The organism is Vibrio sp. T3Y01, assembly GCF_013114525.1.
Taxonomy (GTDB): domain Bacteria; phylum Pseudomonadota; class Gammaproteobacteria; order Enterobacterales; family Vibrionaceae; genus Vibrio; species Vibrio chagasii_B.
Genome location: NZ_VTXJ01000036.1, coordinates 14,323 through 36,802 on the forward strand (window position 1 = coordinate 14,323; position 22,480 = coordinate 36,802).

Annotated in this window: 20 protein-coding genes, 1 tRNA gene and 1 riboswitch; of the genes, 9 read left to right on the top strand and 12 right to left on the bottom strand. The window is 46.1% G+C overall.

Going from position 1 to position 22,480, the window contains the following annotated elements:
- Positions 1-76: 76 nt before the first annotated feature.
- From F0232_RS24210 to tpx, 3 genes are all read left to right on the top strand, one after another.
- Positions 77-739 (top strand): LysE family translocator, encoded by a 663-nt coding sequence (locus F0232_RS24210; protein WP_105057885.1) that lies wholly within the window; start codon positions 77-79, stop codon positions 737-739.
- A 91-nt stretch (positions 740-830) separates the two neighbouring features.
- Complete coding sequence (ggt, locus tag F0232_RS24215; protein WP_105057886.1) at positions 831-2,588, top strand: gamma-glutamyltransferase; 1,758 nt, start codon at positions 831-833, stop codon at positions 2,586-2,588.
- Between the two features lie 794 nt (positions 2,589-3,382).
- Positions 3,383-3,880 (top strand): thiol peroxidase, encoded by a 498-nt coding sequence (gene tpx, locus F0232_RS24220; RefSeq protein ID WP_105057887.1) that lies wholly within the window; start codon positions 3,383-3,385, stop codon positions 3,878-3,880.
- A gap of 121 nt (positions 3,881-4,001) precedes the next feature.
- Here tpx and uvrD read toward each other — a convergent pair whose 3' ends face one another.
- On the bottom strand, positions 4,002-6,176 hold the full coding sequence (uvrD, locus tag F0232_RS24225; RefSeq protein WP_105057888.1) for a DNA helicase II: 2,175 nt from the start codon (positions 6,174-6,176) through the stop codon (positions 4,002-4,004).
- A gap of 263 nt (positions 6,177-6,439) precedes the next feature.
- On the opposite strand from uvrD, the gene F0232_RS24230 reads away from it, so the two are divergent.
- The 4 genes from F0232_RS24230 to F0232_RS24245 all read left to right on the top strand — a co-directional run bounded on the left by F0232_RS24230 (position 6,440) and on the right by F0232_RS24245 (position 8,858).
- Positions 6,440-6,700, top strand: a complete 261-nt coding sequence (locus F0232_RS24230; protein WP_105057889.1) for a DUF2282 domain-containing protein — start codon at positions 6,440-6,442, stop codon at positions 6,698-6,700.
- 79 nt (positions 6,701-6,779) lie between these two features.
- On the top strand, positions 6,780-7,634 hold the full coding sequence (locus F0232_RS24235; RefSeq protein ID WP_105057890.1) for a DUF692 domain-containing protein: 855 nt from the start codon (positions 6,780-6,782) through the stop codon (positions 7,632-7,634).
- Entirely contained in the window at positions 7,631-8,398 is a 768-nt protein-coding gene (locus F0232_RS24240; RefSeq protein ID WP_105057891.1) for a DNA-binding domain-containing protein, read from the top strand. The genes F0232_RS24235 and F0232_RS24240 overlap by 4 nt, the downstream gene beginning before the upstream one ends.
- A 1-nt stretch (position 8,399) precedes the next feature.
- Positions 8,400-8,858: a DoxX family protein gene (locus F0232_RS24245; RefSeq protein ID WP_008221525.1), complete on the top strand. Its 459-nt coding sequence runs from the start codon at positions 8,400-8,402 to the stop codon at positions 8,856-8,858.
- 70 nt (positions 8,859-8,928) lie between these two features.
- On the opposite strand, the gene F0232_RS24250 is transcribed toward F0232_RS24245, so the two are convergent.
- On the bottom strand, positions 8,929-9,210 hold the full coding sequence (locus F0232_RS24250; RefSeq protein WP_004741210.1) for a hypothetical protein: 282 nt from the start codon (positions 9,208-9,210) through the stop codon (positions 8,929-8,931).
- Positions 9,211-9,313: 103 nt separating this feature from the next.
- The gene (locus F0232_RS24255; RefSeq protein ID WP_219846966.1) at positions 9,314-10,513 is read right to left on the bottom strand and encodes a multidrug effflux MFS transporter; all 1,200 of its coding nucleotides are present in this window, start codon (positions 10,511-10,513) and stop codon (positions 9,314-9,316) included.
- A 101-nt stretch (positions 10,514-10,614) separates the two neighbouring features.
- Between F0232_RS24255 and F0232_RS24260 the strand changes: the two genes are divergently transcribed.
- Positions 10,615-11,556: a LysR substrate-binding domain-containing protein gene (locus F0232_RS24260; RefSeq protein WP_102424782.1), complete on the top strand. Its 942-nt coding sequence runs from the start codon at positions 10,615-10,617 to the stop codon at positions 11,554-11,556.
- A gap of 122 nt (positions 11,557-11,678) precedes the next feature.
- Positions 11,679-13,469, top strand: coding sequence for an aminopeptidase P family protein (locus F0232_RS24265; RefSeq protein WP_105057893.1), 1,791 nt, complete (start codon positions 11,679-11,681; stop codon positions 13,467-13,469).
- A 300-nt stretch (positions 13,470-13,769) separates the two neighbouring features.
- On the opposite strand, the gene thiH is transcribed toward F0232_RS24265, so the two are convergent.
- From thiH to F0232_RS24310, 9 genes are all read right to left on the bottom strand, one after another.
- Positions 13,770-14,882: a 2-iminoacetate synthase ThiH gene (thiH, locus tag F0232_RS24270; protein ID WP_061034302.1), complete on the bottom strand. Its 1,113-nt coding sequence runs from the start codon at positions 14,880-14,882 to the stop codon at positions 13,770-13,772.
- Positions 14,883-14,889: 7 nt separating this feature from the next.
- The gene (locus F0232_RS24275; RefSeq protein WP_061034301.1) at positions 14,890-15,654 is read right to left on the bottom strand and encodes a thiazole synthase; all 765 of its coding nucleotides are present in this window, start codon (positions 15,652-15,654) and stop codon (positions 14,890-14,892) included.
- A gap of 2 nt (positions 15,655-15,656) precedes the next feature.
- The gene (gene thiS, locus F0232_RS24280; RefSeq protein ID WP_008221537.1) at positions 15,657-15,866 is read right to left on the bottom strand and encodes a sulfur carrier protein ThiS; all 210 of its coding nucleotides are present in this window, start codon (positions 15,864-15,866) and stop codon (positions 15,657-15,659) included.
- Positions 15,863-16,645, bottom strand: coding sequence for a HesA/MoeB/ThiF family protein (locus tag F0232_RS24285; RefSeq protein ID WP_061034300.1), 783 nt, complete (start codon positions 16,643-16,645; stop codon positions 15,863-15,865). Before F0232_RS24285 ends, thiS begins: the two co-directional genes overlap by 4 nt.
- Positions 16,635-17,927 (bottom strand): thiamine phosphate synthase, encoded by a 1,293-nt coding sequence (locus tag F0232_RS24290; RefSeq protein WP_061034299.1) that lies wholly within the window; start codon positions 17,925-17,927, stop codon positions 16,635-16,637. Before F0232_RS24290 ends, F0232_RS24285 begins: the two co-directional genes overlap by 11 nt.
- Positions 17,927-19,876: a phosphomethylpyrimidine synthase ThiC gene (gene thiC, locus F0232_RS24295; protein ID WP_061034298.1), complete on the bottom strand. Its 1,950-nt coding sequence runs from the start codon at positions 19,874-19,876 to the stop codon at positions 17,927-17,929. Before thiC ends, F0232_RS24290 begins: the two co-directional genes overlap by 1 nt.
- 128 nt (positions 19,877-20,004) lie before the next feature.
- Positions 20,005-20,103: riboswitch (TPP riboswitch) on the bottom strand.
- Positions 20,104-20,165: 62 nt separating this feature from the next.
- On the bottom strand, positions 20,166-20,549 hold the full coding sequence (gene crcB / locus F0232_RS24300) for a fluoride efflux transporter CrcB (RefSeq protein WP_004736665.1): 384 nt from the start codon (positions 20,547-20,549) through the stop codon (positions 20,166-20,168).
- A 100-nt stretch (positions 20,550-20,649) separates the two neighbouring features.
- A complete protein-coding gene (locus F0232_RS24305; RefSeq protein ID WP_105057894.1) occupies positions 20,650-22,032 on the bottom strand; it encodes a multicopper oxidase family protein in 1,383 nt (460 codons plus the stop codon).
- A gap of 344 nt (positions 22,033-22,376) precedes the next feature.
- Positions 22,377-22,453 (bottom strand) — tRNA-Trp (locus F0232_RS24310).
- Positions 22,454-22,480: the final 27 nt, after the last annotated feature.

The following is a 22,480-nucleotide window of genomic DNA, read 5'->3' on the forward strand; positions in this document are numbered from 1 at the left end:
ACAATTGAGAGAATCGAAATCACGGTAAGCTGCGCTCAACAACTCTCGGCAGAACAACCCCGTTATTGGAACAGATATGAATGAAGTCACCATATTAGTCACCCTCGCCTCTATCCACTTTATCGCTTTGATGAGCCCAGGCCCTGACTTTGCACTTGTGGTACAAAACGCAACACGCCACGGACGACAAACCGGCTTATACATTGCTCTCGGACTCTCTTGCGGGATCTTACTGCATTCATTGTTAAGCCTGACAGGCATCAGTTACCTAGTCCACCAGCACCCAACTCTTTTTGCGCTCATGCAATTAGCTGGCGGCAGCTACTTACTGTATCTCGGCTTTGGTGCGTTAAAAGCAACATGGCAACTCATTAGCCACCACGAAGAAGAGGCAGACACGGTCAATTCAAAAGATCTGATTCTGACCAATAAGCGTCAGGCGTTTTCGAAAGGCTTTGCGACTAATATTCTTAATCCAAAGGCATTAGTGTTTTTCATCAGCTTGATGTCGAGCTTGGTACCGGCTGACATGTCGCTTTCAGGGAAAGGGTTTGCTCTGATTATCTTATTCGGCCTATCACTGTTCTGGTTCTCTCTATTAGCGTGGATGCTTTCTACGAAGGCACTACAAAAGAAACTGAGTGAAGCGACAGTCTACATTGATGGCTTATGTGGTGTTGTGTTCAGCCTAATTGGCGTCAGTATTCTTTGGCAGTCGCTGTCTGGTTTAATCGCTTAAATTCGAATCAAGATTACAATTCGTTAACAACGTACTGGCTATCTTATCTTTCCACTGCCAATCTAGCTCTGCATATTAAAAGGAGAAGATCATGCAGTGGAAAACAAAACTAACAACCCTCGCCACTTCTACCCTACTTTTTGCCTCTCATGTCAGTTGGGCAAATCAAGCTGCCGATTCCGTCGCTCCCGAACAAAGTAGTGGTTTAGAAGCCAAGCAACTCGTAAAAGCTAACGACTGGATGGTTACCGCAGCCAACCCTCTGGCAACCCAAGCGGGTGCCGATGTACTGGCTCGTGGTGGTAATGCCATTGATGCGATGGTTGCTGTGCAGCTGATGCTTGGCTTAGTAGAGCCGCAATCGTCAGGTATTGGCGGTGGCGCCTTCCTTGTTTATTTTGATGGAAAAGACAAACAACTTAAAACCTACGATGGTCGTGAAACCGCACCACTTGATGCTACACCACGCCTGTTCCAAGACGAAAACGGCCAACCGCTTAGGTTTTATGATGCCGTGGTTGGTGGTCGCTCTGTGGCGACACCGGGCACAGTCCAACTATTGTGGGATACTCACCAGAAATACGGCAATCTAGAGTGGGCATCGCTGATCAAACCTATTGCTCAGCTCGCTGAGAAAGGTTTTACCATCAGCCCACGTTTGGCGACCTTGATTGAAAACGACCAAGAACGACTAAGCCGTTTTGCCACAACCAAAGCCTACTTCTTTAATGCCGATGGCAGCCCAAAAACCGCGGGTACGCTGCTTAAGAACCCTGAATATGCTGCAACATTGAACGCAATTTCAAAGGATGGTGCTAAGGCATTTTACCAAGGTGAGATTTCTGCCGACATCATCAACACGGTACAAACCGCCAAAGGTAATCCGGGTGTATTAGCACAAAAAGACTTCGACGCCTATTCAATCAAACAACGCGAACCAGTTTGTTCTGCTTATGAGAGTTACGATATATGCGGCATGGGACCACCAAGTTCAGGTGCATTAACGGTTGGGCAGATCTTAGCGATGACCGAACAGTTTGATCTGAAATCATGGGGGCCAAACGACGCGAAATCTTGGCAAGTGTTAGCGGACGCTTCTCGTTTAGCCTTTGCAGACCGTGGTATGTACATGGCAGACCAAGATTACGTGCCAATGCCAACCCAAGGGTTAGTAAATACTGACTATTTGCAGGAACGTGCCCAGCTAATTACTGCTGGAAAGGCATTAGACAGTGCACCATCAGGCACCCCACCGTGGGATCATGCCATGCTACGCAGTCAAGATGTGTCTATTGAACTGCCGTCCACCAGCCACTTCAATATTGTCGATAGCGATGGCAATGTCGTGTCGATGACCACCACCATTGAGAATGCATTTGGCTCACGCTTGATGGTAAGAGGCTTCCTACTCAACAACGAACTGACCGACTTCTCGTTCAAGACCCACAACGATGGCACACCTATCGCAAACCGACTTGAACCAGGTAAGCGTCCACGCTCTTCAATGGCACCGACTATCATCATGCAAGACGATAAGCCTTACATGGCGATTGGTTCTCCGGGTGGTAGCCGTATCATAGGTTATGTAGCACAAGCGATCATTGCTCATACCCAATGGGACATGGATATCCAGCAAGCGATCAACCAACCGCACTTCCTAAACCGCTTCGGCACGCTAGATCTGGAAAAAGGAACATCGGCGGAAAACTTTAAACCTGAGCTCGAAAAGATGGGATTTGAGGTTAACATTCGCGATCTTAACTCGGGTTTACACGCCATTCGCATCACAAAAGATGGCCTAGAAGGTGCAGCAGACCCTCGTCGTGAAGGCGCTGCCATCGGCCAGTAAGGGAAAATACTCCCTTTTTACTCCCTGCTTTGTGCGAGATCTCTTACAAGGCAGTGAGTAAATATCGATATTCAACTGCGAATTTAAGCACTAAGATATCGTAAGCAATTGAAATAAAACAACACGTACATTTATCGTTCAAATAATTATATAGAAATTCGCTTATGCACCATTGCTGATAAATAAGGAATCGGTAGTATGGATGGTGTCGGAAGGATGCTGACACGGAACAGGAAACGCCAAGGACTTGGTTATCTTCAGGATGAAGATTCGATTACTCAGGATGAATAATCGGCATGGATAGCGAAATGGACATTGAATGGACGCAATAGTAACTAGGATGGTTGCTACTAAGGAAAGACAATGGACACCTCTGGACGAGGAAAGGACTGAACATCAGGATGATGTAAAGGACACCGCTCAAGGAACAAGTGACGCGCGCTAACGAGGATTGTTGGCAGATCAGGATAAGATCAAGGACACCGCTAGGAAGGCGACGAAAGGAATACGCTGAAGGATAACAGCACACTATCATGGATTTGATGCATGGAGCACACTTAGTAGCCGGATTGCTGCGAGTAAGACTATAGACCCCGATGAGCGCAAGCTCTCGGGGTTTTTCTTTATCTGCCTCTTATCGATTGATGTTTTCACCCCTCCTCGAATCTAAGAAACGCTTCAACTTAATTATAATTCTGACATTTAAATCATTCACTTCTTAACCGCTTCCGAGTAACGTAAGCCTCACTAGGCTCAACTAGTTTCATAACCATAATTAAATTAAGGACAAATTCATGTCACACGTTACCTTCAAAGGCGCAGCTGTACCGCTATCTGGCACATTCCCACAAACTGGCGAGCAGGCACCAAGCTTTGCACTAACTGCAGGCGATCTTTCTGAACTGACTCTTGCTTCTCTTGCAGGCAAGAAAGTGGTTCTAAACATCTTCCCAAGCATCGACACTGCAACTTGTGCAACGAGCGTACGTACGTTCAACGCAAAAGCGGCAGAGCTTGAGAACACGGTTGTTGTTTGTATTTCTGCTGACCTTCCATTCGCTGCGGGTCGTTTCTGCGAACTTGAAGGCATTGAAGGCGTTCAGCACGCTTCAACTTTCCGTTCTCCTGCATTCGCATCAGACTACGGCGTAGCGATTGCTGAAGGCCCACTAGCTGGCCTAACAACACGTGCGGTTGTCGTTGTTGATGAAAAAGGTGTGGTAACACACAGCGAGTTGGTTGCAGAGATCACTGAAGAGCCAAACTACGAAGCGGCACTTGCAGCACTGTAAGCTCCCTTCTAGTCAGTCATGTATTGTGATCGCTTAAAGCGGTACGCAATAAAAAAGAGCAGCCATTGGCTGCTCTTTTTGTTTTCAATAATCAACGGTTATTAGATGTCGAAGTAACAGGTTAAAGCTGCTCTAAACGCGCGTAAGCCGTCACCAACCACTTGATGCCTTCACCATTAAACGCGACTTGCACTCGGCTTTGCGGGCCACTTCCTTCAAAGTTGATAATCGTACCTTCACCAAACTTAGGGTGCTTCACGCGAGAGCCTAAGCTAAAGCCTGTTTCATTAAAGTTATCTTTGACTGCAGTTTGGCTAAATCGGCCACTGCTCGCAGGGCGACTGACCTGCGCCTTCATACGAACTTCATCCAGACAGGTTTCCGGTAACTCACGAATAAAGCGTGATGGTTTGTGGTATTTGTCTTGTCCGTACAAACGGCGCATCTCAGCGTAAGTGATGTACAGTTTCTCCATCGCACGAGTCATGCCTACGTAACATAGGCGGCGCTCTTCTTCTAAACGCCCCGCTTCCTCAGCAGACATCTGGCTTGGGAACATGCCTTCTTCGACACCGACCATGAATACCATTGGGAACTCTAGACCTTTAGCACTGTGTAGAGTCATAAGCTGAACCGCATCATCAAACTCATCAGCCTGACCTTCACCCGCTTCCAAAGCCGCGTGCGTTAAGAATGCCGTCAGCATGCTCATCTCATCGGCTTCTTCTGGCTTCTCGAACTGACGAGTTGCCGTTACCAATTCTTCCAAGTTCTCAATACGCGCTTTCGATTTCTCGCCTTTCTCTTGCTCGTACATCGCAAATAGACCTGAAGATTTAATCACATGGTCAGTTTGCTCATGTAAGTTCAGCTCTAGCGTGTCGTCTTCAAGGGCATTAATTAACTCGATAAAGCGGCTTAAGGCACCCGCTGCACGACCTGGCAGTACTTGTTCTTCCAACAAAGCTATACTCGCTTGCCACATCGTCGCACCACGGTCACGCGCTGCAAATCGAATCGTCTCGAGAGTCTTGTCACCCAAGCCACGTGTTGGTGTATTAACCACACGTTCAAAAGCGGCATCATCGTTACGGTTACCCATTAAACGCAGGTAGCTCAACGCATCTTTGATCTCCTGACGTTCGAAGAATCGCATACCACCATAGATTCGGTATGGTAAGCCTGCTTGAATTAACGCTTCTTCCAGCACACGAGATTGGGCGTTATTACGATAAAGCATCGCCGTATCTTCGAGTGCACCACCTTTCTCTTGCCACTCTTTAATCTTACTTACCGTGAAGCGGGCTTCATCAAGCTCGTTGTAAGCTGAGTAGACGGAGATTGGCTCGCCATCGTTACCATCGGTCCACAGCTCTTTGCCCATACGCTCAGTGTTGTTTGAGATAAGTTCGTTCGATGCTTGCAAGATGGTTTTGGTTGAACGGTAGTTTTGCTCTAATCGAATCGTTGAAGCGCCCGGGAACTCGTCCAAGAACTTCTGAATATTCTCGATTTTTGCACCACGCCAACCATAGATAGATTGATCATCATCACCGACGATCATCACTCGACAATCAGGGCCCGCCATCATACGCAGCCAAGCATATTGGATGTTGTTGGTATCTTGGAATTCGTCGACCAGAATATGCTTAAAGCGAGCTTGGTAGTGCTCACGAATGTGTTTCTTGTCGCGCAGTAGCTCGTGCGACCTCAGCAAAATCTCCGCAAAATCGACCAATCCAGCGCGATCACACGCTTCTTGATAAGCCGAGTAAATCTTTAACCATGTTTGAGTGACTGGATCATGGTAGGCATCAATGTGACTCGGGCGTAGGCCTTCATCTTTCTTGCCGTTGATCCACCACGAAGCTTGCTTAGCAGGCCACTGCTTTTCATCGAGGTTTTGTGCTTTGATTAAGCGGCGCAATAGACGAATCTGATCATCGGAATCAATGATCTGGAAATCTTCTGGCAATTTTGCATCTAGGTAGTGAGCACGCAGAATGCGGTGACAAATACCATGGAAGGTGCCGTTCCACATGCCTGACGAGCTACCCATCATCAACTCTTCAATACGACCACGCATCTCTGCTGCCGCTTTATTAGTGAAGGTTACTGACATGATAGAAAACGGCGATGCTTGCTCGACGCTCTGCAGCCAAGCGATTCGATGCACCAACACTCGCGTTTTACCACTACCAGCACCAGCCAGAATAAGTAGGTTTTCTAAAGGTGCTGCGACCGCCTCACGTTGTTTGTCGTTTAGGCCATCGAGTAAAAGCGAAGGATCTATCATTGGATATGCTCACTACTGGGTATTTATACATAAAAGTTGATTATAACCTAAACACTAGGCTGCGTTTAGAATATTAAGAAGAAAAAACCATCAAAAAATAACATCACTTAATCAAACACTTAACAGGTAAATCATCACTGATTTTGATAATTCTTATAATACTGTGAAATTATTTTCGGGTTGTTCCTATCCTTTTTAGTAAGCAAGTTAACAACTCATTAACCTGCGATGTGTAAATACTATTAAGTCTAGAGGGAATGACTATGAAAAATTCTAATCTTGCTGTTACAGCTGCAATCACAAGTGTACTAGCGTTTGGCGGCGCCGTTCTTACATCAGCACCAGCGGAAGCAGCAGCGAAAGAAAAATGCTATGGCGTATCAAAAGCTGGCCAAAATGACTGTGCAACTAAAACAAGTTCATGTGCTGGTACAGCAAAAGAAGACAACCAATCCGATGCATTCGTGGTCGTTCCCAAAGGACTATGTGGCAAGTTAACTGGTGGTAGCACTCAACCATCATAATGCCTGAAGGCATAACTGAACCACTCAGTATGGTGAGCTGAATACCAGCTCACCTCCACTACCCATTAGGAGAATCGTTGTGACTCAAACTCTTCACCCCAACGCAGGGGTTGGCCTTAGAACACCGCACTTAGATTTCTTCAGCCAGAATTCTGATTTGGTAAGTTGGTTAGAGGTTCACAGCGAAAACTACTTCTTACCCCACTCTTCAGAGCGCCAACAACTCCGAGAGATTCGCAATCATCACCACATAAGCTGTCATGGTGTTGGATTGTCTCTTGGTTCTGTTGAACGAATCAATCAACATCACTTGCTGCAACTCAAAGCACTTATTGATGATATCGAACCCTTCTTGGTTTCTGATCATTTGAGTTGGAGCCAGACTGGCGGTCACTACTTCAATGACCTGCTACCTCTGCCTTATACCGAAGAAGCATTGGACGTCTTCTGTCGTAACGTCATCGATGTTCAAGACAATCTGCAGCGCCCAATGTTAATTGAGAACCCATCAAGCTACCTCGCTTTCAAGCATTCAACGATTCCAGAGTGGGAGTTTTTGGCTGAGGTACAAAAGCGCACCGAGTGTCGCCTACTGCTCGATTTCAATAATATTTTCGTCTCATCGTTTAATCATGGCTTTAGCTGTGAAGAGTATCTCAATGGCATACCAGCAAACCAAGTGGAAGAGATTCACTTGGCAGGTTTTACCAAAAAGAAGCTCAAGCAAGGTGAAATTTGGATAGACACACACAGCAAACCCGTCTGTGATGAAGTGTGGCAACTTTACACTCAGTGGATAGAGCAACATGGTTCTCGCCACACCTTGATTGAGTGGGATTTAGATATCCCAGAGCCACGCATTCTATTGGCAGAGGCTGCCAAAGCCAGTGAAAAGCTGTATCAACATGACAATCAAAGGAGTCGCGCCTCATGAGCTACTCCCTAGCGGATGTTCAATCCGAATTTGCTAATGCCCTGCGATATCAAAATGACGGCGAGCACTGCGACATCGTGAGCGATCATTTTAGCGATCAGCAACGCATCCAAATTTATCGCAATAACTTTGTGATTAGCTTGAGCGAAGTTCTCGCTGCAACTTACCCACTGACTGAGATGTTAGTTGGTGAGGAGTGCTTCCAACAAATGGCACGTCAACATGTTCTTAGTTACCCATCGACCTCTGGAGATGTCAGTGGTTATGGCGAGCACTTCGAACAAACCATACAGGCCTTTCCTGCGGTTATGGAGGCAGCGCCTTACCTTAGTGAAGTGGCACGGTATGAATGGCAAAAGGACAGTTTAGCGAGACACGCGTGTGCAACTCCACCGAATCAACAGCCTCTCTCCTGTTTAGCTTCAGTGCCACAAGAGCAGCAAGGCGCCTTGGTTTTTAACCTCAAGGATTCGGTAACGCTATTCGATTCTTGCTATGCCGTAATAGCGCTTGAACACGCTATCTACCAACAGCAACTGGAAGGTTTAGACATCAATCGCACAGAGTTTGGGATAGTAATCCGAGCTGAGAACTCACAGCTCGAAAGCCATAACCTAACCGAGGAGTGTCATCGACTGCTGATTGAGCTTCAATCTGGTAAAGCGCTCGGAGAAATAACGCCTTCACTACTGCAACATCTGAATGCTGTCATGGCGCTCAACGTCATCTCAGGTTTTTCAATCAATGATGAATTGGAGACATAATATGGATAACAACACAGTCACAAACATGATGGCTCAATACGACAATTTGATTGAGAAATCTCAGGCACTTTTCGTCCCAGTGCTACTTCTTTTCTGTCGCCTTTGGGTGGCGTGGGTATTCTTCAATTCTGGGCTAACCAAGATAGCGACCTGGGATAGCACCCTCTACTTGTTTGAATTGGAATATCAGGTGCCTCTATTGCCGTGGGAACTAGCGGCCTATATGGGGACAGCTGCTGAATTGATTCTACCGGTATTCTTAGCGCTTGGTTTGCTAACACGCCCGATGGCCGCCGCGCTTTTTGTTTTCAACATTATTGCCGTCGTCTCTTACCCGGTATTATGGGACCAAGGCTTCTACGATCACCAACTTTGGGGGTTGATGATTCTTATCGTCATCGTATGGGGTGCTGGACCGTTTTCATTAGATAGAGTTTTGAAGGCGCAATTTAGAGGCTAACTAAAAGATCGACCACCCCAAACGCAAAAAACCACTCAATTGAGTGGTTTCTTTTTTAACTGGCGTAAGCTTACTTTTCTAGAAAAGCCTGAAGCTCTTCAGCCGAGATGCCTTGCTCTGCTAGCTCTTTTGCTAATAGCTGAACCTGTTCACCTTTACGAGACTCTACCACGCGCTGAAATTGGTAGATGATATCTCGCAAAGTATCGATTGGAACTTGTTTTGCCGCACTGCGAATACGCTCTTCACTTTGGTTACCTAGCTCTTTAAGCAGTTTACCAAACATAACCTTTTCAGGTGCATCTTCCATTTGCTCTAAGACGCGCGCCATTTCGTAGGTTGTTAATGACATTACAGTATTTTTCCGTTGGAGACTTACGTTTCAATGAGTGACAAATATACCATGTTTTAACGTTTCGCAAACCGCCATTTGTATATTTTCCCACCCTTATTGCTTATGCCTTTGCAAACGTTGCATGCCACGACTTACCAGACTTGCTCGCCAACACGAATAGCGCAGGAACAATCAGGAACATTTGTAGCGCGATCATCTCTTGTGACGTTAAATCAAGACGCTGCATGGTGCCAACAAGTAAGCCCGAACCACTCATTTGGAATAAGCCTAATAGCGCTGCGGCTGTACCCGCACGGTCACCAAATGGTTCCAACGCTTTACCTGCAGCCGCACCTAGAATCCAAGCAAAGCCAACAGATGATAAGAAGATAGGAAGCATGAATGCGATTGGAGTCGCATGCTCTGCAAGCACCAACATAATCACGCCCGCCAAACCTAGCATTGAGATACCAACAACCAGTGCTTTATAGGTACCAAAGCGGTCCATAAATTTAGGAGCCGTAAACGCAGCCGCGATGTTAATCGCTGCATTAACACCAAACCAGAAGGTAAACTCTTTCATGGTTAAGCCAAGGTTCTCCATCAACACAACCGGTGCTGAGGTTACATAAGCGAGGATCACTGCCATCGCCATCAAACATAGAGTTGCGTGAAATAGGAATGAAGGTGTTTTTAATACTGACCAGTAGCGCTCTAGTTTGAACACCGCTACCTTTTCCGTCACCGGGTTCGATTCTTTCATTCGGAAGAATAAGATAGTACCGACAACGACAGCGAAGCCTGCCATAAAGCTAAAGTTCGAACGCCAGCCAAATTGATGAGTTAACCAAGCGCCAAGAATCGGTGCCAATGCAGGAATAAAGCAAATAGCGCCATTAAGGTAGCTGATCATTCGGCCACTCTTCTCTGGACCAAATAGATCGCGAACCGTTGCAAAGGCTGCCACAGAAGTCGCACAAGCTCCTAAGCCTTGTAGCAGCCGAGCTATTAGCATCATATCAATCGATTGAGCTGCCCACGCCAAGCAAGCACTCAATGCATAGATACTAACACCTCCCAATGCAACGGTTCGACGTCCTAGCTTATCCGCCAAAGGGCCGGCAAATAGTTGGCCGACACCCATAGCAAACAAAAACCAAGTGATCGTATCTTGTGCTAATGCATGTTCCACGTGAAACGCTGTCGAAATCTGTGGCAGAGCTGGCAGGTAGATATCAATAGCCAAAGGGCTAAAAAGAACCAGCATTGCCAATAAAGCAACCTGCAGTTTACTAGGGGTTGGAAGCGCGTTAGAAGGCACAAGATTCTCCGGATGAGTTAATTTAGGTGCATAATAACCAACTAAAGATATGAACAAAAATGGCATATAATCATTAGCATTATTCCAATAAGGAAACTCACATGAATATCGAGAAACTATCGCGCCTCGACCTCAATCTACTAGTTTGCTTGCAGGTGCTAATGGAAGAGCAGAGTGTTACACGCACTGCACATCGATTGTGCCTGAGCCAGTCAGCAGTGAGTAAATCATTGGCCAAACTTCGCGAACAATTTAATGACCCTCTTTTTACGCGAAGTGCACACGGCCTACGCCCGACGCCAAAAGCAGTGTTCCTTAAGCCACGGTTGGAAACACTGATCAATCAACTTGATGTGCTTACCCAACCGGAGACATTCATTCCCAACAACAGTGACCACAGTTTTCACATTGCAGCGGTTGAAAGTGTCTACCCGTTGATTCTTCCTCACTTCTTACCTGCGATTTTTCGCCAAGCGCCAAAAGTAAATATAAACACCCACGCTTGGACAGAACAAACCTTTAAGAAATTACAACTTGGTGAGTTAGATATCGGCCTCACAGGCAAAGACATCGACATCAACGACGCGCGTTTAACCATGCTGCCGCCAGATGATATCTGCGAACAAGAGATCTACCGCGACGCGCAGATGTGTGTATTGAGGCGCAACCACCCTGCTCTGAGTGGTCAATGGGATCTGGAAACCTATCTGGCACAGCGTCATGTTCAAGTAAGGTGTGATGGTAATGATCGTTGGTTACTCGACTACAAACTTGCCGACCTTGGTCATCAACGTGATATCGCTATTTCTGTTCCCGACTTCAACAGTGCCGCAAGCCTGTGTACCTACACCGACTTTGTATTTACCGCACCAAGCCACTTCACCCATCTGGTTGCGAAGCAGCTCGACTTAGTCGTTGTGCCTCTGCCAATGGAATTTCCACCAATGGCATACACTCTGTTTTGGCACCGTGATAGAGAAAACGACCCAGCCTTAACTTGGTTGCGAGATATCATCAAAGAAAAAACTCTGCACCTTAGATAAAAATGGCGTACAGCGTTTGCAGCAAACGAACAAAAGCGCTAGCTTATTGACCTAATAAGTCCCCTCACAGGTATATCGGCTGTGAGTGTTAACAAGGACCCTAACAATAAGGATAAACACAGATGCACAATATCACTGCGGAACGCGTTACTGCGGTTCGATCTTGGCTTGAAGCAAACCACTTAGATGCTGTTATCATTCCACATGAAGACGAGTACCTAGGTGAATACGTTCCAGCTCACAACGAGCGACTTCACTGGCTAACCGGTTTCACTGGCTCTGCAGGTGCGGCTGTTATCACTCGCGAAAACGCGGCTATTTTTGTTGATGGTCGCTATACCGTCCAGGTTCGTAAACAAGTACCTGGTGAGCTATTTGAGTATCGCCACCTTATTGAAGAACCGGCTTTAGATTGGATCATCGATTCACTAGCACAAGGCAGTAAAGTTGCGTTTGACCCACGCATGCACACAGCCGCTTGGTTGAAAGGCACACAAGCTAAACTGGCTGATAAAGTAGAACTTACCACATTAACAGTAAACCCGATTGATGAGCTTTGGTCTGATCGCCCTACACCTGTTGTATCTGATGTTCGCCTCATGGCAACAGATGCCGTTGGCCAATCAAGTGAAAGCAAACGTGCTGAAATTGCTGGTCTACTAAACGCGAAAGGTGCTGATGCCGCTATCCTTACCGAACTGGATTCAATCTGCTGGTTACTGAACATTCGTGGTTTAGACGTATCTCGCCTACCAGTCGTGTTATCTAATGCCATCATTCACGCCGATGAAAGTGTCGATTTCTTCTTAGACCCAGCTCGTATCCCTGCTGGCTTTGAAGCGCACGTTGGTAATGGTATTCGTGTTTCTCACCCATCTGAGCTTGAAGCCCGCCTTAAATCTTTAGAAGGTAAGAATGTGTCTGTTGATTCAGGCACAAGCAATGCTTGGTACACGCTTGTTCTCCAAAACGCCGGTGCTCATATCATTGAAGCAGCCGACCCATGCCTAATGCCAAAAGCCGCTAAGAACGAAACAGAAGTTGCCGGCATGAAAGCGTGTCACATCCGTGATGGCGTGGCGATGGCAAAATTCCTATCTTGGATTGATGCAGAAGTCGCGCAAGGTAATCTGCACAACGAAGCGGTACTAGCAGACAAAGTACAGTCATTCCGCGAGCAAGATCCAACACTAATGGACCTAAGTTTCGACACAATTTCAGCGGCAGGCGGAAACGCAGCCATGTGTCACTACAACCATGAGAACCAGCCTGAGCCGGGTCAGCTAGAGATGAATACTCTGTACCTAGTCGATTCAGGCGGTCAATACCTAGATGGCACAACAGACATCACACGTACTATCGCAATTGGCCAACCAAGCGAAGAAATGATTCAACAGTTCACTCTTGCACTTAAGGGCCACATCGGTATTGCACGCGCTCGCTTCCCACAAGGTACTCGTGGTTTCCAACTGGATATCCTAGCGCGCCAGCACTTATGGGCAGAAGGCTTCGACTATGACCACGGTACTGGTCACGGTGTTGGCCACTTCCTAAGTGTTCATGAAGGCCCGCAAAGCATCTCTAAAAAGCTAATCGATGTCCCTCTTGTTGAAGGTATGGTGTTATCAAATGAGCCAGGTTACTACCGTGCTGATGAGTTTGGCATCCGTATCGAAAACTTAGAGCTGGTTGTTGAGCTGCCAACTCAAGGTGACTTCTCAGTGCTAACGTTTGAATCGCTAACACGTTGCCCTATCGACAAGCGCAACATCAGCGTCGATCTACTGACACGTCCGGAACTTGCATGGCTAAACGATTACCACCAAAAGGTGTGGAACGATGTTAGCCCACTAGTTGAAGGTGATACGTTAGAGTGGCTACGCCAAGCAACAACGCCACTAGCTCACGCTTAATGCCAAAATAGATAGGCAACTTAGTCAAACCAGTTTAGCTAAGTTAGATAAGAAAACGGCTACCTAAAGGTAGCCGTTTTTATTTGTCGCTTTCACATCACTGATGTTTCACGTGGAACATTGGCCAAGATGTTATACCAAACTAGATAAGTAGGTGATCAAATAATTGCGCAGGAAAAATCGCTTAGAGCAAGGCATAGATTGCAGCTAGCTAGTTGGCCTACCTACAAAATCTATAACGATGCTATCAGCGATTTTAACTAGCAAGAATGTCCAGATACTTATTTAGATTGGTATAAGTTAGCCTGAGTAAGCGCTATGCCAATCTCGCCATACCGGGTCAAACCCACGTTGACGAATCATAGCCTCAACATCGGCTGCGCTTCTTTCATCACTTATCTCGAACTGCTCAAGCTCTTCCTCACCTGAAGCATAACCACCAGGTTGAGTTTTTGACGCGGCAGACATGCTAGTGATACCTAATGGCAACACGTTATCGCGGAACGTTGCTGACTCACGAGTCGAAAGAGACAACTCAACTTCAGGGTTTAATAATCGATAGGCACAGATAAGTTGTACCAACTGCTTATCACTCATAATCGATTTAGGCTGCAAACCACCCTCACACGGACGAAGACGTGGGAATGAAATCGAGTAACGTGTTTGCCAATAAGTACGCTCAAGATAATCTAAGTGAGCGGCCACGAAGAAACAGTCGGTACGCCAATCTTCCAAGCCAATCAAAGCGCCAATACCTATCTTATCAATACCCGCTTTTGCCAGGCGATCAGGCGTTTCGAGCCGGTATTCAAAATCCATTTTGTTACCACGCAAGTGGTGTTCAGCGTAGGTACTTGGGCTATAGGTTTCTTGGTAAACCATCACCGCATCTAATCCAAGAGTTTTGAGCTCTGCGTAGTCATCTTGATCAAGCGGCTGCACTTCCATCGCAAGATAGTTAAATTGTGCCTTAATATTTGGTAGCACTTCACGGAAGTACTTCATCCCGACCTTAGTTTCATGTTCACCAGTCACCAACAGTACACTATCAAACTTCATCTTTTTGATAGCGGCACTTTCAGCATCGATTTCATCCAAAGTAAGTGTGCGACGCTTAATACGGTTCTCCATTGAGAAGCCACAATACGTGCACGCATTCGCACATAGGTTTGAAAGGTACAATGGAATATACAACGACATTGTATTGCCGAATCGCTTGCGTGTGAGTGCCAACGATTGTTGCGCCATCTGCTCTAAGTAAGATTCTGCCGCTGGAGAGATCAAAGCCTTAAAGTCTTCTAAGTCGCGTTTGGGTTTACTCAGAGCACGTTCAACATCCGCTGCCGTTTTACTGAAGATCGACATACCAATGTCATCCCAGTTGAGTTGTTTAAATCGATCAACAAACGTCATGGCAATACTACTCGTCTAGGAATGAGGTTAACGGGCTGGAAGCAACCGCATGAGATACCTGACCAGCGAGACCTGCAAGGTAAGCCATACGCCCCGCTTCCACTGCCAACTTAAAGGCAATCGCCATTTCAACTGGCTGTTGAGAAGCAGCAATCGCAGTATTAACTAACACAGCGTCAGCACCCATCTCCATTGCACGCGCCGCATGTGATGGAGCACCAATGCCCGCATCTACAATCACAGGGACGTTCGCTTGGTCGATAATAATCTCTAAAAAGTCCGCCGAAGCGATACCTTTGTTCGACCCAATCGGCGCACCTAACGGCATAACCGCAGCACAACCCACCTCTTCCAATCGTTTACACAACACTGGGTCAGCATGACAGTATGGCAACACAACAAAGCCATCTTTAACCAGTTGCTCAGCCGCTTTTAATGTCTCAATTGGGTCTGGCATCAAGTACTTTGGATCTGGGTGAATTTCCAGTTTGAGCCAATTTGTGCCTAGAGCTTCGCGAGCCAAGTGCGCAGCAAAGATGGCATCCTTCGCGTTCTTCGCCCCAGAGGTATTCGGAAGTAGATTTACGCCGGCATCAATAATGGGCTGCAAAATATCGTCTTGCTCAGAACGAATATCGACTCTCTTCAGTGCCATGGTTGCCAGTTGAGAACCTGAAGCTTCGATAGCACTCGCCATCAAATGCTTGTTGGCGAACTTGCCTGTGCCAGTGAACAGTCGTGATTGGAATGTTTTATCTGCGATGGTTAACATGGTTAGCCCCCTGCAATAGCTTGAAAAAGAGAGATAGAATCGCCTTCATTGACGATGGTTTGTTGCCACTGGCTACGCGGGACAACCGCGTTATTGATAGCGAATACACACCCTAAGTCAGGTAGCGAAAGCGAATGAATAATATCTGCAAGAGAAGATGATTGCGCGACCTGCTCTGGTTGCTCGTTTATTGAAATAGTTATGTTGCTCATAGTGCTTCTTCTTCTAAATTATTGGTCACTGACGAATTGCACACCGGACATTCGATATCTTGCGTAACCATTAGGTTTTGCCAGTTCATAGTCTTACCGTCGAACAGCTTGAGCTGATGTGTCGCCACTTGAAACTCGCCACTGCTAATGTGCTGAATAGCAGCAAGAGCTTGGAGGTTTCCTATAGTCCCGACTACAGGCCCAATGATGCCACTATCACTACAACGCATTGTTTGTGGATGGTGGTCAAACGGGACAAGACAGTGGTAACAGCCCTGCTGGTTTTGGTAATCGAAGACAATAAACTGACCTTTCCAACCAATTGCGGAGCCTGATATCAATGGTGTGTTAGCTTCGAAACACGCTTGGTTAACTTGCTGGCGTGTGACGAAGTTGTCGGTACAGTCCAACACAACATCAGCTAGCATCACTTCAAGCTTTAACTGGCTTTCGGCCATTCGCTTGTTGATGGTCCTAACTTGGCTTCTACAATTTAGCTCACTCAGTTGTAGTTTCAATGCATCGACTTTAGCTGTACCAAGATCGCTTTCTTTGAACGCGACCTGTCGTTGTAGATTGGATGAGTCGACACAATCATCATCAACCAACACGATTTTTCCGATGCCAGACGCTGCTAGATAAAGAGCCGCAGCATTCCCCAAACCACCACAACCAATCACTAACACATGACCGTTTAGTAGATTTCGTTGTCCTTGTTCACCAATGTCAGGCAATGCGATTTGACGCTGATAGCGTACAAATTCAAAGTCACTCAGCATGGCTTAACTCCTGACGAACCTCTTCAGTAAAGGTTGAAGAGTTGCCATTCATAAGAACTTCGAAAAACTCAATAACCGCTTTTGGGTCTTCCGCCAACGTAATTGCACGCACTACCGCGAGGCTCGAGACACCACAATCCCATACCTGCTCTGCCGTCGATTGGTCAATCCCACCAATAGCCACGGTCGGATAACCGACAAGTTCTTCACTGTATGGAATGGTATCGATAAGCTGCTGGTAAAGAGCTAAACGCACTAGACCTTGCGGCTTTGATGGCATCTGTTTTGTGGTTGTTGGGAAGATATGTCCTAACGCGATGTAACTTGGGTTGATTTGAACGATCCGTAACAACTCATAGTATCCATGTGTCGATAGGCCGATCTTAATACCCGCTTGGCTCAGTTGGGAAAGATTCGATTCTTCAATATCCTCTTGTCCCAAGTGAACACCAAAAGCGCCATGTTTGAGTGCAAGTTGCCAATAGTCATTGATAAAAACCTGAGCGTTATGTTCTCGACCAAGTTCGATCGATCGTGCGACTTGTTGCTCTAAGTCAGCTTGCTGAGGGTTCTTAATTCGCAGTTGTACCGTATTAATTCCAAGCTTAAGGAGCCTTTCAATCCAATCAACATCATCGACAACTGGGTACAGCCCGAGGCTTTTCTTCGTCAAATCAGGGAATGAAAGTGACGTTCCTTGATGGGCCCAGCCAACACTAATGCCTAAACGCTTGTCTTCTAAAACCGGAGTTGGAAACTCTTGGTAGTGGCTTGGCCATGTTCCACGTGAAACATTAGACGCAGCGCGTGCGAGAACCAGTGCATCTTCTAATGGAAAATCTAGAGCCAATAGCATTAGTAACCACGCAAAGTGATGGCGGCTATCTATGGCTTGATGATCGGGGTTAATACTTTTTATAGCTCGATTAGCGTTTAAGTGTGACCAAATATCTAACACGGCAGCGTCATTGGTTACTCCAACGTATATCGTATTAGGGTATTGCGCTAAAGCATCGCGAACATCTGCCAGCGATAACGGCTCGTCATAACTCACAATATGGTCAAGCGAGCCTAGCTGCTCCGCTTCAACTGATACGACATCAGAAGCAAAGCCAATAGTAAGTGAGTGTTGAGAATCAACGATAGAGAAGTATTGAGTTGGGCTAACACCCAACTCAACTGCATCAGTTGCTAAGCCTTGTCGCTTAGCAACCAATAGACAGTGTTGAACCTCTCCCGTTAACTCAATATATTGAGATGGGATCAGAATTTTCACTGTCATTATTCCTCTAGTTGAGCTTCTTTCGCACCAACGGCTGGGTGGTAAAGCTCTGAGCCAGTATCACGGAACTCTTGTGATTTTTGACGCATCCCTTCCAGCGGATTGTCTAGCATCTTGATCTCGATAGCCTGATCAGCGGCTACTTGTTCTGTGTCTTTAGCATACTCTCTCACTTCCTGAGAAATCTTCATCGAACAGAATTTAGGTCCACACATAGAACAGAAATGTGCGACCTTACCTGATTCTTGTGGCAAGGTTTCATCATGGAAAGAACGGGCTGTATCAGGGTCTAGTGCTAAGTTAAATTGGTCTTCCCAACGGAATTCGAAGCGCGCTTTTGAAAGTGCATTATCACGGATTTGTGCTCCTGGATGCCCTTTTGCCAAGTCAGCAGCGTGCGCCGCCAGCTTGTAAGTAATCAAACCAGTCTTCACGTCCTCTTTGTTTGGTAAGCCTAAATGCTCTTTAGGAGTCACGTAACAAAGCATCGCACAACCATACCAACCGATCATCGCGGCACCAATACCAGAGGTGATATGGTCGTAGCCAGGGGCAATGTCTGTAGTCAGCGGGCCTAATGTATAGAAAGGCGCTTCATGACAATGCTCTAGTTGCTCATCCATATTCTCTTTGATCATGTGCATCGGAACGTGTCCAGGACCTTCAATTATCACCTGTACGTCATATTCCCACGCCACTTTCGTCAGTTCACCTAAGGTGCGAAGTTCAGCAAATTGAGCCTCGTCATTGGCATCAGCAATAGAGCCTGGACGCAGGCCATCACCTAATGAAAGTGCTACATCGTACTTCGCACAGATCTCACAAATCTCGCGGAAGTGGGTGTATAGAAAGCTTTCTTGGTGATGAGCAAGACACCATTTGGCAATGATAGAACCACCACGAGAGACAATGCCAGTCACACGTTTAGCCGTCATAGGTACGTAACGAAGAAGCAAACCTGCGTGGATAGTGAAGTAATCAACGCCCTGCTCTGCTTGCTCAATTAAGGTGTCACGCATCACTTCCCAGTTAAGGTCTTCAGCCACACCGTTCACTTTCTCAAGTGCTTGGTACATAGGAACCGTACCAATTGGCACTGGGCTATTACGTAGAATCCACTCTCGTGTTTCGTGAATATTTCGACCAGTCGACAAGTCCATCACAGTGTCGCCGCCCCAGCGGGTCGACCAAACTAACTTCTCAACTTCTTCTTCAATCGAAGAGCTTACAGAAGAGTTACCGATATTGGCGTTCACCTTCACTAAGAAGTTTCGGCCAATAATCATAGGTTCTGATTCTGGGTGGTTGATGTTTGAAGGGATAATTGCTCGACCTTCAGCAACCTCTTTACGCACGAACTCAGGGGTAATTTCTTTCGGTAGGTTTGCGCCAAAGTTATGACCAGGGTGTTGATGGTTCAGTTGCTCATCTGCGAACTCCTGACGCCCCATATTCTCGCGAATCGCAATGTATTCCATCTCAGGGGTAATAATCCCCTTACGAGCATAGTGCAACTGAGTCACACATTGCTCGCCAGTCGCACGACGAATTCTAGGCAGGTTTCCGTAACGAAGCTCGTCTAAGGTTTCGTCCTCTAGGCGCTCTTTGGTATAAACAGAGCTAACATCATCTAATAGCTCTGTATCACCACGCTCTTCGATCCACTGCTCTCTTAGCTTTGGAAGGCCGTTATAAAGGTCTATCTCGTGCGTTGGGTCGGTATAAACACCGGAGGTGTCATAGACGTGAATAGGAGCATTAGGTTCAAATACAGGCTCTTTTTTGGTACCACCAACAAGGCTATCAGCGAGTGATATCTCTCGAACTGGGACTTGAATGTCCTCTCGAGAACCTTGGATGTAAGCTTTCTTTGAATTTGGATAAGGTTGTACTGATAAAGAATCGATGAAATTCTTCGCTTCCAGTCTTGCTTGTTTACGACTCGACATAGCATTTTTCCTTGGCTTTTAGCCATTATTTATTGGGATAAAAATGCTTGACGGATTGATGCTACAAGAGGGATCACGGTAAGAAATACAGTTGTGATCTGGTGATAGATCTCTAGAGGGATTCTAGTTAGATATCTACTCTTGTTCCCTTCGCAGGTATTAGCCTGATCAGGTTCAACGGATCCCGAGTTAACGGTCTCAGCCATATGGCACTCCGACAAGTACGATCGAGTATATAAAAACGACTTGGATAAACCAAGCCGAGTTGTTAACAAATCGTAAGAAAGTTTTAAGACTTTATCAAAAGTTGGAAGCCGATCCATGCGGCTGAAATACTGAGTACTACATTAAGCAGCACATTAAGCCCCATCTTGAAAAATGCGCCTTGCTGCATAAGAAGCACGTTATCCATCGAAAAAGTGGAGAATGTAGTCAAGGCACCAAGGAAGCCCAAGCCAATAATCTGTCTCCATGGTTCAGTTGCAACCATCTCATTTTCGAACGCGGCGATCAGTAATCCCATAATCAAAGAGCCAATCACGTTAACAGTTAGCGTACCATAAGGAAAACCTCGTCCTAACATCACTACGCATAACTCGGAAATCAGATAACGTGAACAAGCACCAAAAGCACCACCAATAGCGATAAAACCAAGAATAGATAACTGACCCATGAATCCTCCCAAACAATAACCCCTATATTCTAGCTTTAACGCCGATAAAAGCGAGGGTGGAAACTAAGAATGTATGCGCAAATATTAAACGTTACAGGTGTCACTTAACTTCGATATAACCCATCAGTCCTGTTTTCATATGTTCAATCACATGACAGTGATACATCCAACGTCCGGGGTTATCTGCCACAAATGCCGCTTTAGCTCGACCGTTCTTTCCAAGTAACACGGTATCTGTATGAAAAGGTTCTTCAATCTTTTTGCCATCTAACTCAAGTACCGTGAACGTATGACCATGAATATGGATTGGATGATGGTATTGGGTAACATTCTTAAGATCGAATATATAGGTTTTACCTAACTCTAATGTAGCGAGTGGAGCTGGAATATTATCTTTACTCATTCCTTCCCAGGCTCTTTTATTTGTCAGCCAAAACTTAGGCATGGATTTCCCATCTTTAGAAACCGGCGACACTGCCCCGTCCCACTCAAACACAAAATCGATCTCTTCTGCATTAGCGAGGTCTAAGTTAGGTACTGGATTAAGAGGCAATATCGGAAGAGTTTGTCCTTCACTGAGCGTGGAATCTACGCCTTCAAATTCACACAAGGAAAAAGGAAAACGTCCCTTCATTTGCAGAACATTCACTCGCTTGCCAGCCTTTGGAGCAATCAGTCCTATGTCAACTCGCATACCTGGACCGATTTTATGTTCAGTCAACTTGTAAGGTGTCTTTACTGGGTTGCCATCTATAGCAATAACCCATGCCTCAGCACCTTCAACAGCGATAGGATAGGTGATTGTATTATCGACATTGGCGATACGAAGCCTAGTCGTTGCGTGTTGCTTTAACTGATAAGTAGGCTCATGTGCTCCATTAACACTACTCCACTCTCCTGGAGTGCCCATACGAGCGCTAAGACGCGGGACCATTAAATCTTTCCACTGACCTTGTTTATCGAGATGCCAATGTTTAAGCATCAAAGCATGCTCTTCATCGAACTGAACTGGATCGCTCTCTTCAACAACAATTAGGCCGACCAAGCCCATACCAAGCTGTTTAACGCTGTTCATGTGTGGGTGATACCAGAACGTACCCGCATCCGGTGGCGTAAACTCATAGACGAACGTTTCACCGGGCATAATTGGTGGCTGGCTCAAGAAAGGCACACCATCCATTTCGATAGGGATTCTTAATCCATGCCAATGAATTGTGGTTGGTTCTGATAGTTTATTGGTGAAGCGAATCGTAACTTTTTCGCCCTGTCGACAACGAATTGTTGGCGCAGGGATCTGACCATTGAACCCCAAAACGTTAGTAGTAAACCCAGGTACAATTTCAGCAGTCGAAGGCTCAGCAGTTAAGTCATAAACATACCCTCCCTTCTCATCAACCGATCGCTTCATAGAACAAGCAGGGAGAACTGTGAGTGCAGATATAGCGAGAGATGATTGAATAAATTTACGACGAGAGATATCCATATTTGCAACCTTTTAGTAGTAACGACCAAAATGTAACAAAATATTGAGAATAATTCTCATAAAGAAATGAAGTTTGTGCTTTGGCTATTAATAAAAGAGGCTGAGATAAGTAAGCACTTACATTACATCATCAGAATTAGCGGAACGAGGGAATAACTGACTGGAATTTAGACCGGTAAAAAGCAAAAAGGCTCTAGCATTTCTGCTAGAGCCTTAAATATGGCAGGGGTGGACTGGGCCGGCACTCCGGAGATTAGACCGGGCTGGAGATCCAGCTCCCAACATTGCTTCGTAGAAGCAACAGATGTAAAAAAGCCTCAGCATTTCTGCTGAGGCTTCGTATATGGCAGGGGTGGAGAGATTCGAACTCCCAACACGCGGATTTGGAATCCGCTGCTCTGCCAATTGGAGCTACACCCCTAAAACTTTTTGTACTTTAGATTCGAAA

Bases quoted from the DNA above. Each gene is read 5' to 3' on its own strand.
- ggt (WP_105057886.1), top strand. From the start codon at position 831: ATGCAGTGGAAAACAAAACTAACAACCCTCGCCACTTCTACCCTACTT.
- thiC (WP_061034298.1), bottom strand. From the start codon at position 19,876: ATGTCGAGTCGTAAACAAGCAAGACTGGAAGCGAAGAATTTCATCGAT.
- F0232_RS24290 (WP_061034299.1), bottom strand. From the start codon at position 17,927: ATGACAGTGAAAATTCTGATCCCATCTCAATATATTGAGTTAACGGGA.
- F0232_RS24265 (WP_105057893.1), top strand. From the start codon at position 11,679: ATGCACAATATCACTGCGGAACGCGTTACTGCGGTTCGATCTTGGCTT.
- F0232_RS24305 (WP_105057894.1), bottom strand. From the start codon at position 22,032: ATGGATATCTCTCGTCGTAAATTTATTCAATCATCTCTCGCTATATCT.
- F0232_RS24260 (WP_102424782.1), top strand. From the start codon at position 10,615: ATGAATATCGAGAAACTATCGCGCCTCGACCTCAATCTACTAGTTTGC.
- tpx (WP_105057887.1), top strand. From the start codon at position 3,383: ATGTCACACGTTACCTTCAAAGGCGCAGCTGTACCGCTATCTGGCACA.
- thiS (WP_008221537.1), bottom strand. From the start codon at position 15,866: ATGAGCAACATAACTATTTCAATAAACGAGCAACCAGAGCAGGTCGCG.
- F0232_RS24210 (WP_105057885.1), top strand. From the start codon at position 77: ATGAATGAAGTCACCATATTAGTCACCCTCGCCTCTATCCACTTTATC.
- F0232_RS24245 (WP_008221525.1), top strand. From the start codon at position 8,400: ATGGATAACAACACAGTCACAAACATGATGGCTCAATACGACAATTTG.
- F0232_RS24240 (WP_105057891.1), top strand. From the start codon at position 7,631: ATGAGCTACTCCCTAGCGGATGTTCAATCCGAATTTGCTAATGCCCTG.
- F0232_RS24275 (WP_061034301.1), bottom strand. From the start codon at position 15,654: ATGTTAACCATCGCAGATAAAACATTCCAATCACGACTGTTCACTGGC.
- F0232_RS24285 (WP_061034300.1), bottom strand. From the start codon at position 16,645: ATGCTGAGTGACTTTGAATTTGTACGCTATCAGCGTCAAATCGCATTG.
- uvrD (WP_105057888.1), bottom strand. From the start codon at position 6,176: ATGATAGATCCTTCGCTTTTACTCGATGGCCTAAACGACAAACAACGT.
- F0232_RS24250 (WP_004741210.1), bottom strand. From the start codon at position 9,210: ATGTCATTAACAACCTACGAAATGGCGCGCGTCTTAGAGCAAATGGAA.
- F0232_RS24230 (WP_105057889.1), top strand. From the start codon at position 6,440: ATGAAAAATTCTAATCTTGCTGTTACAGCTGCAATCACAAGTGTACTA.
- thiH (WP_061034302.1), bottom strand. From the start codon at position 14,882: ATGACGTTTGTTGATCGATTTAAACAACTCAACTGGGATGACATTGGT.
- crcB (WP_004736665.1), bottom strand. From the start codon at position 20,549: ATGGGTCAGTTATCTATTCTTGGTTTTATCGCTATTGGTGGTGCTTTT.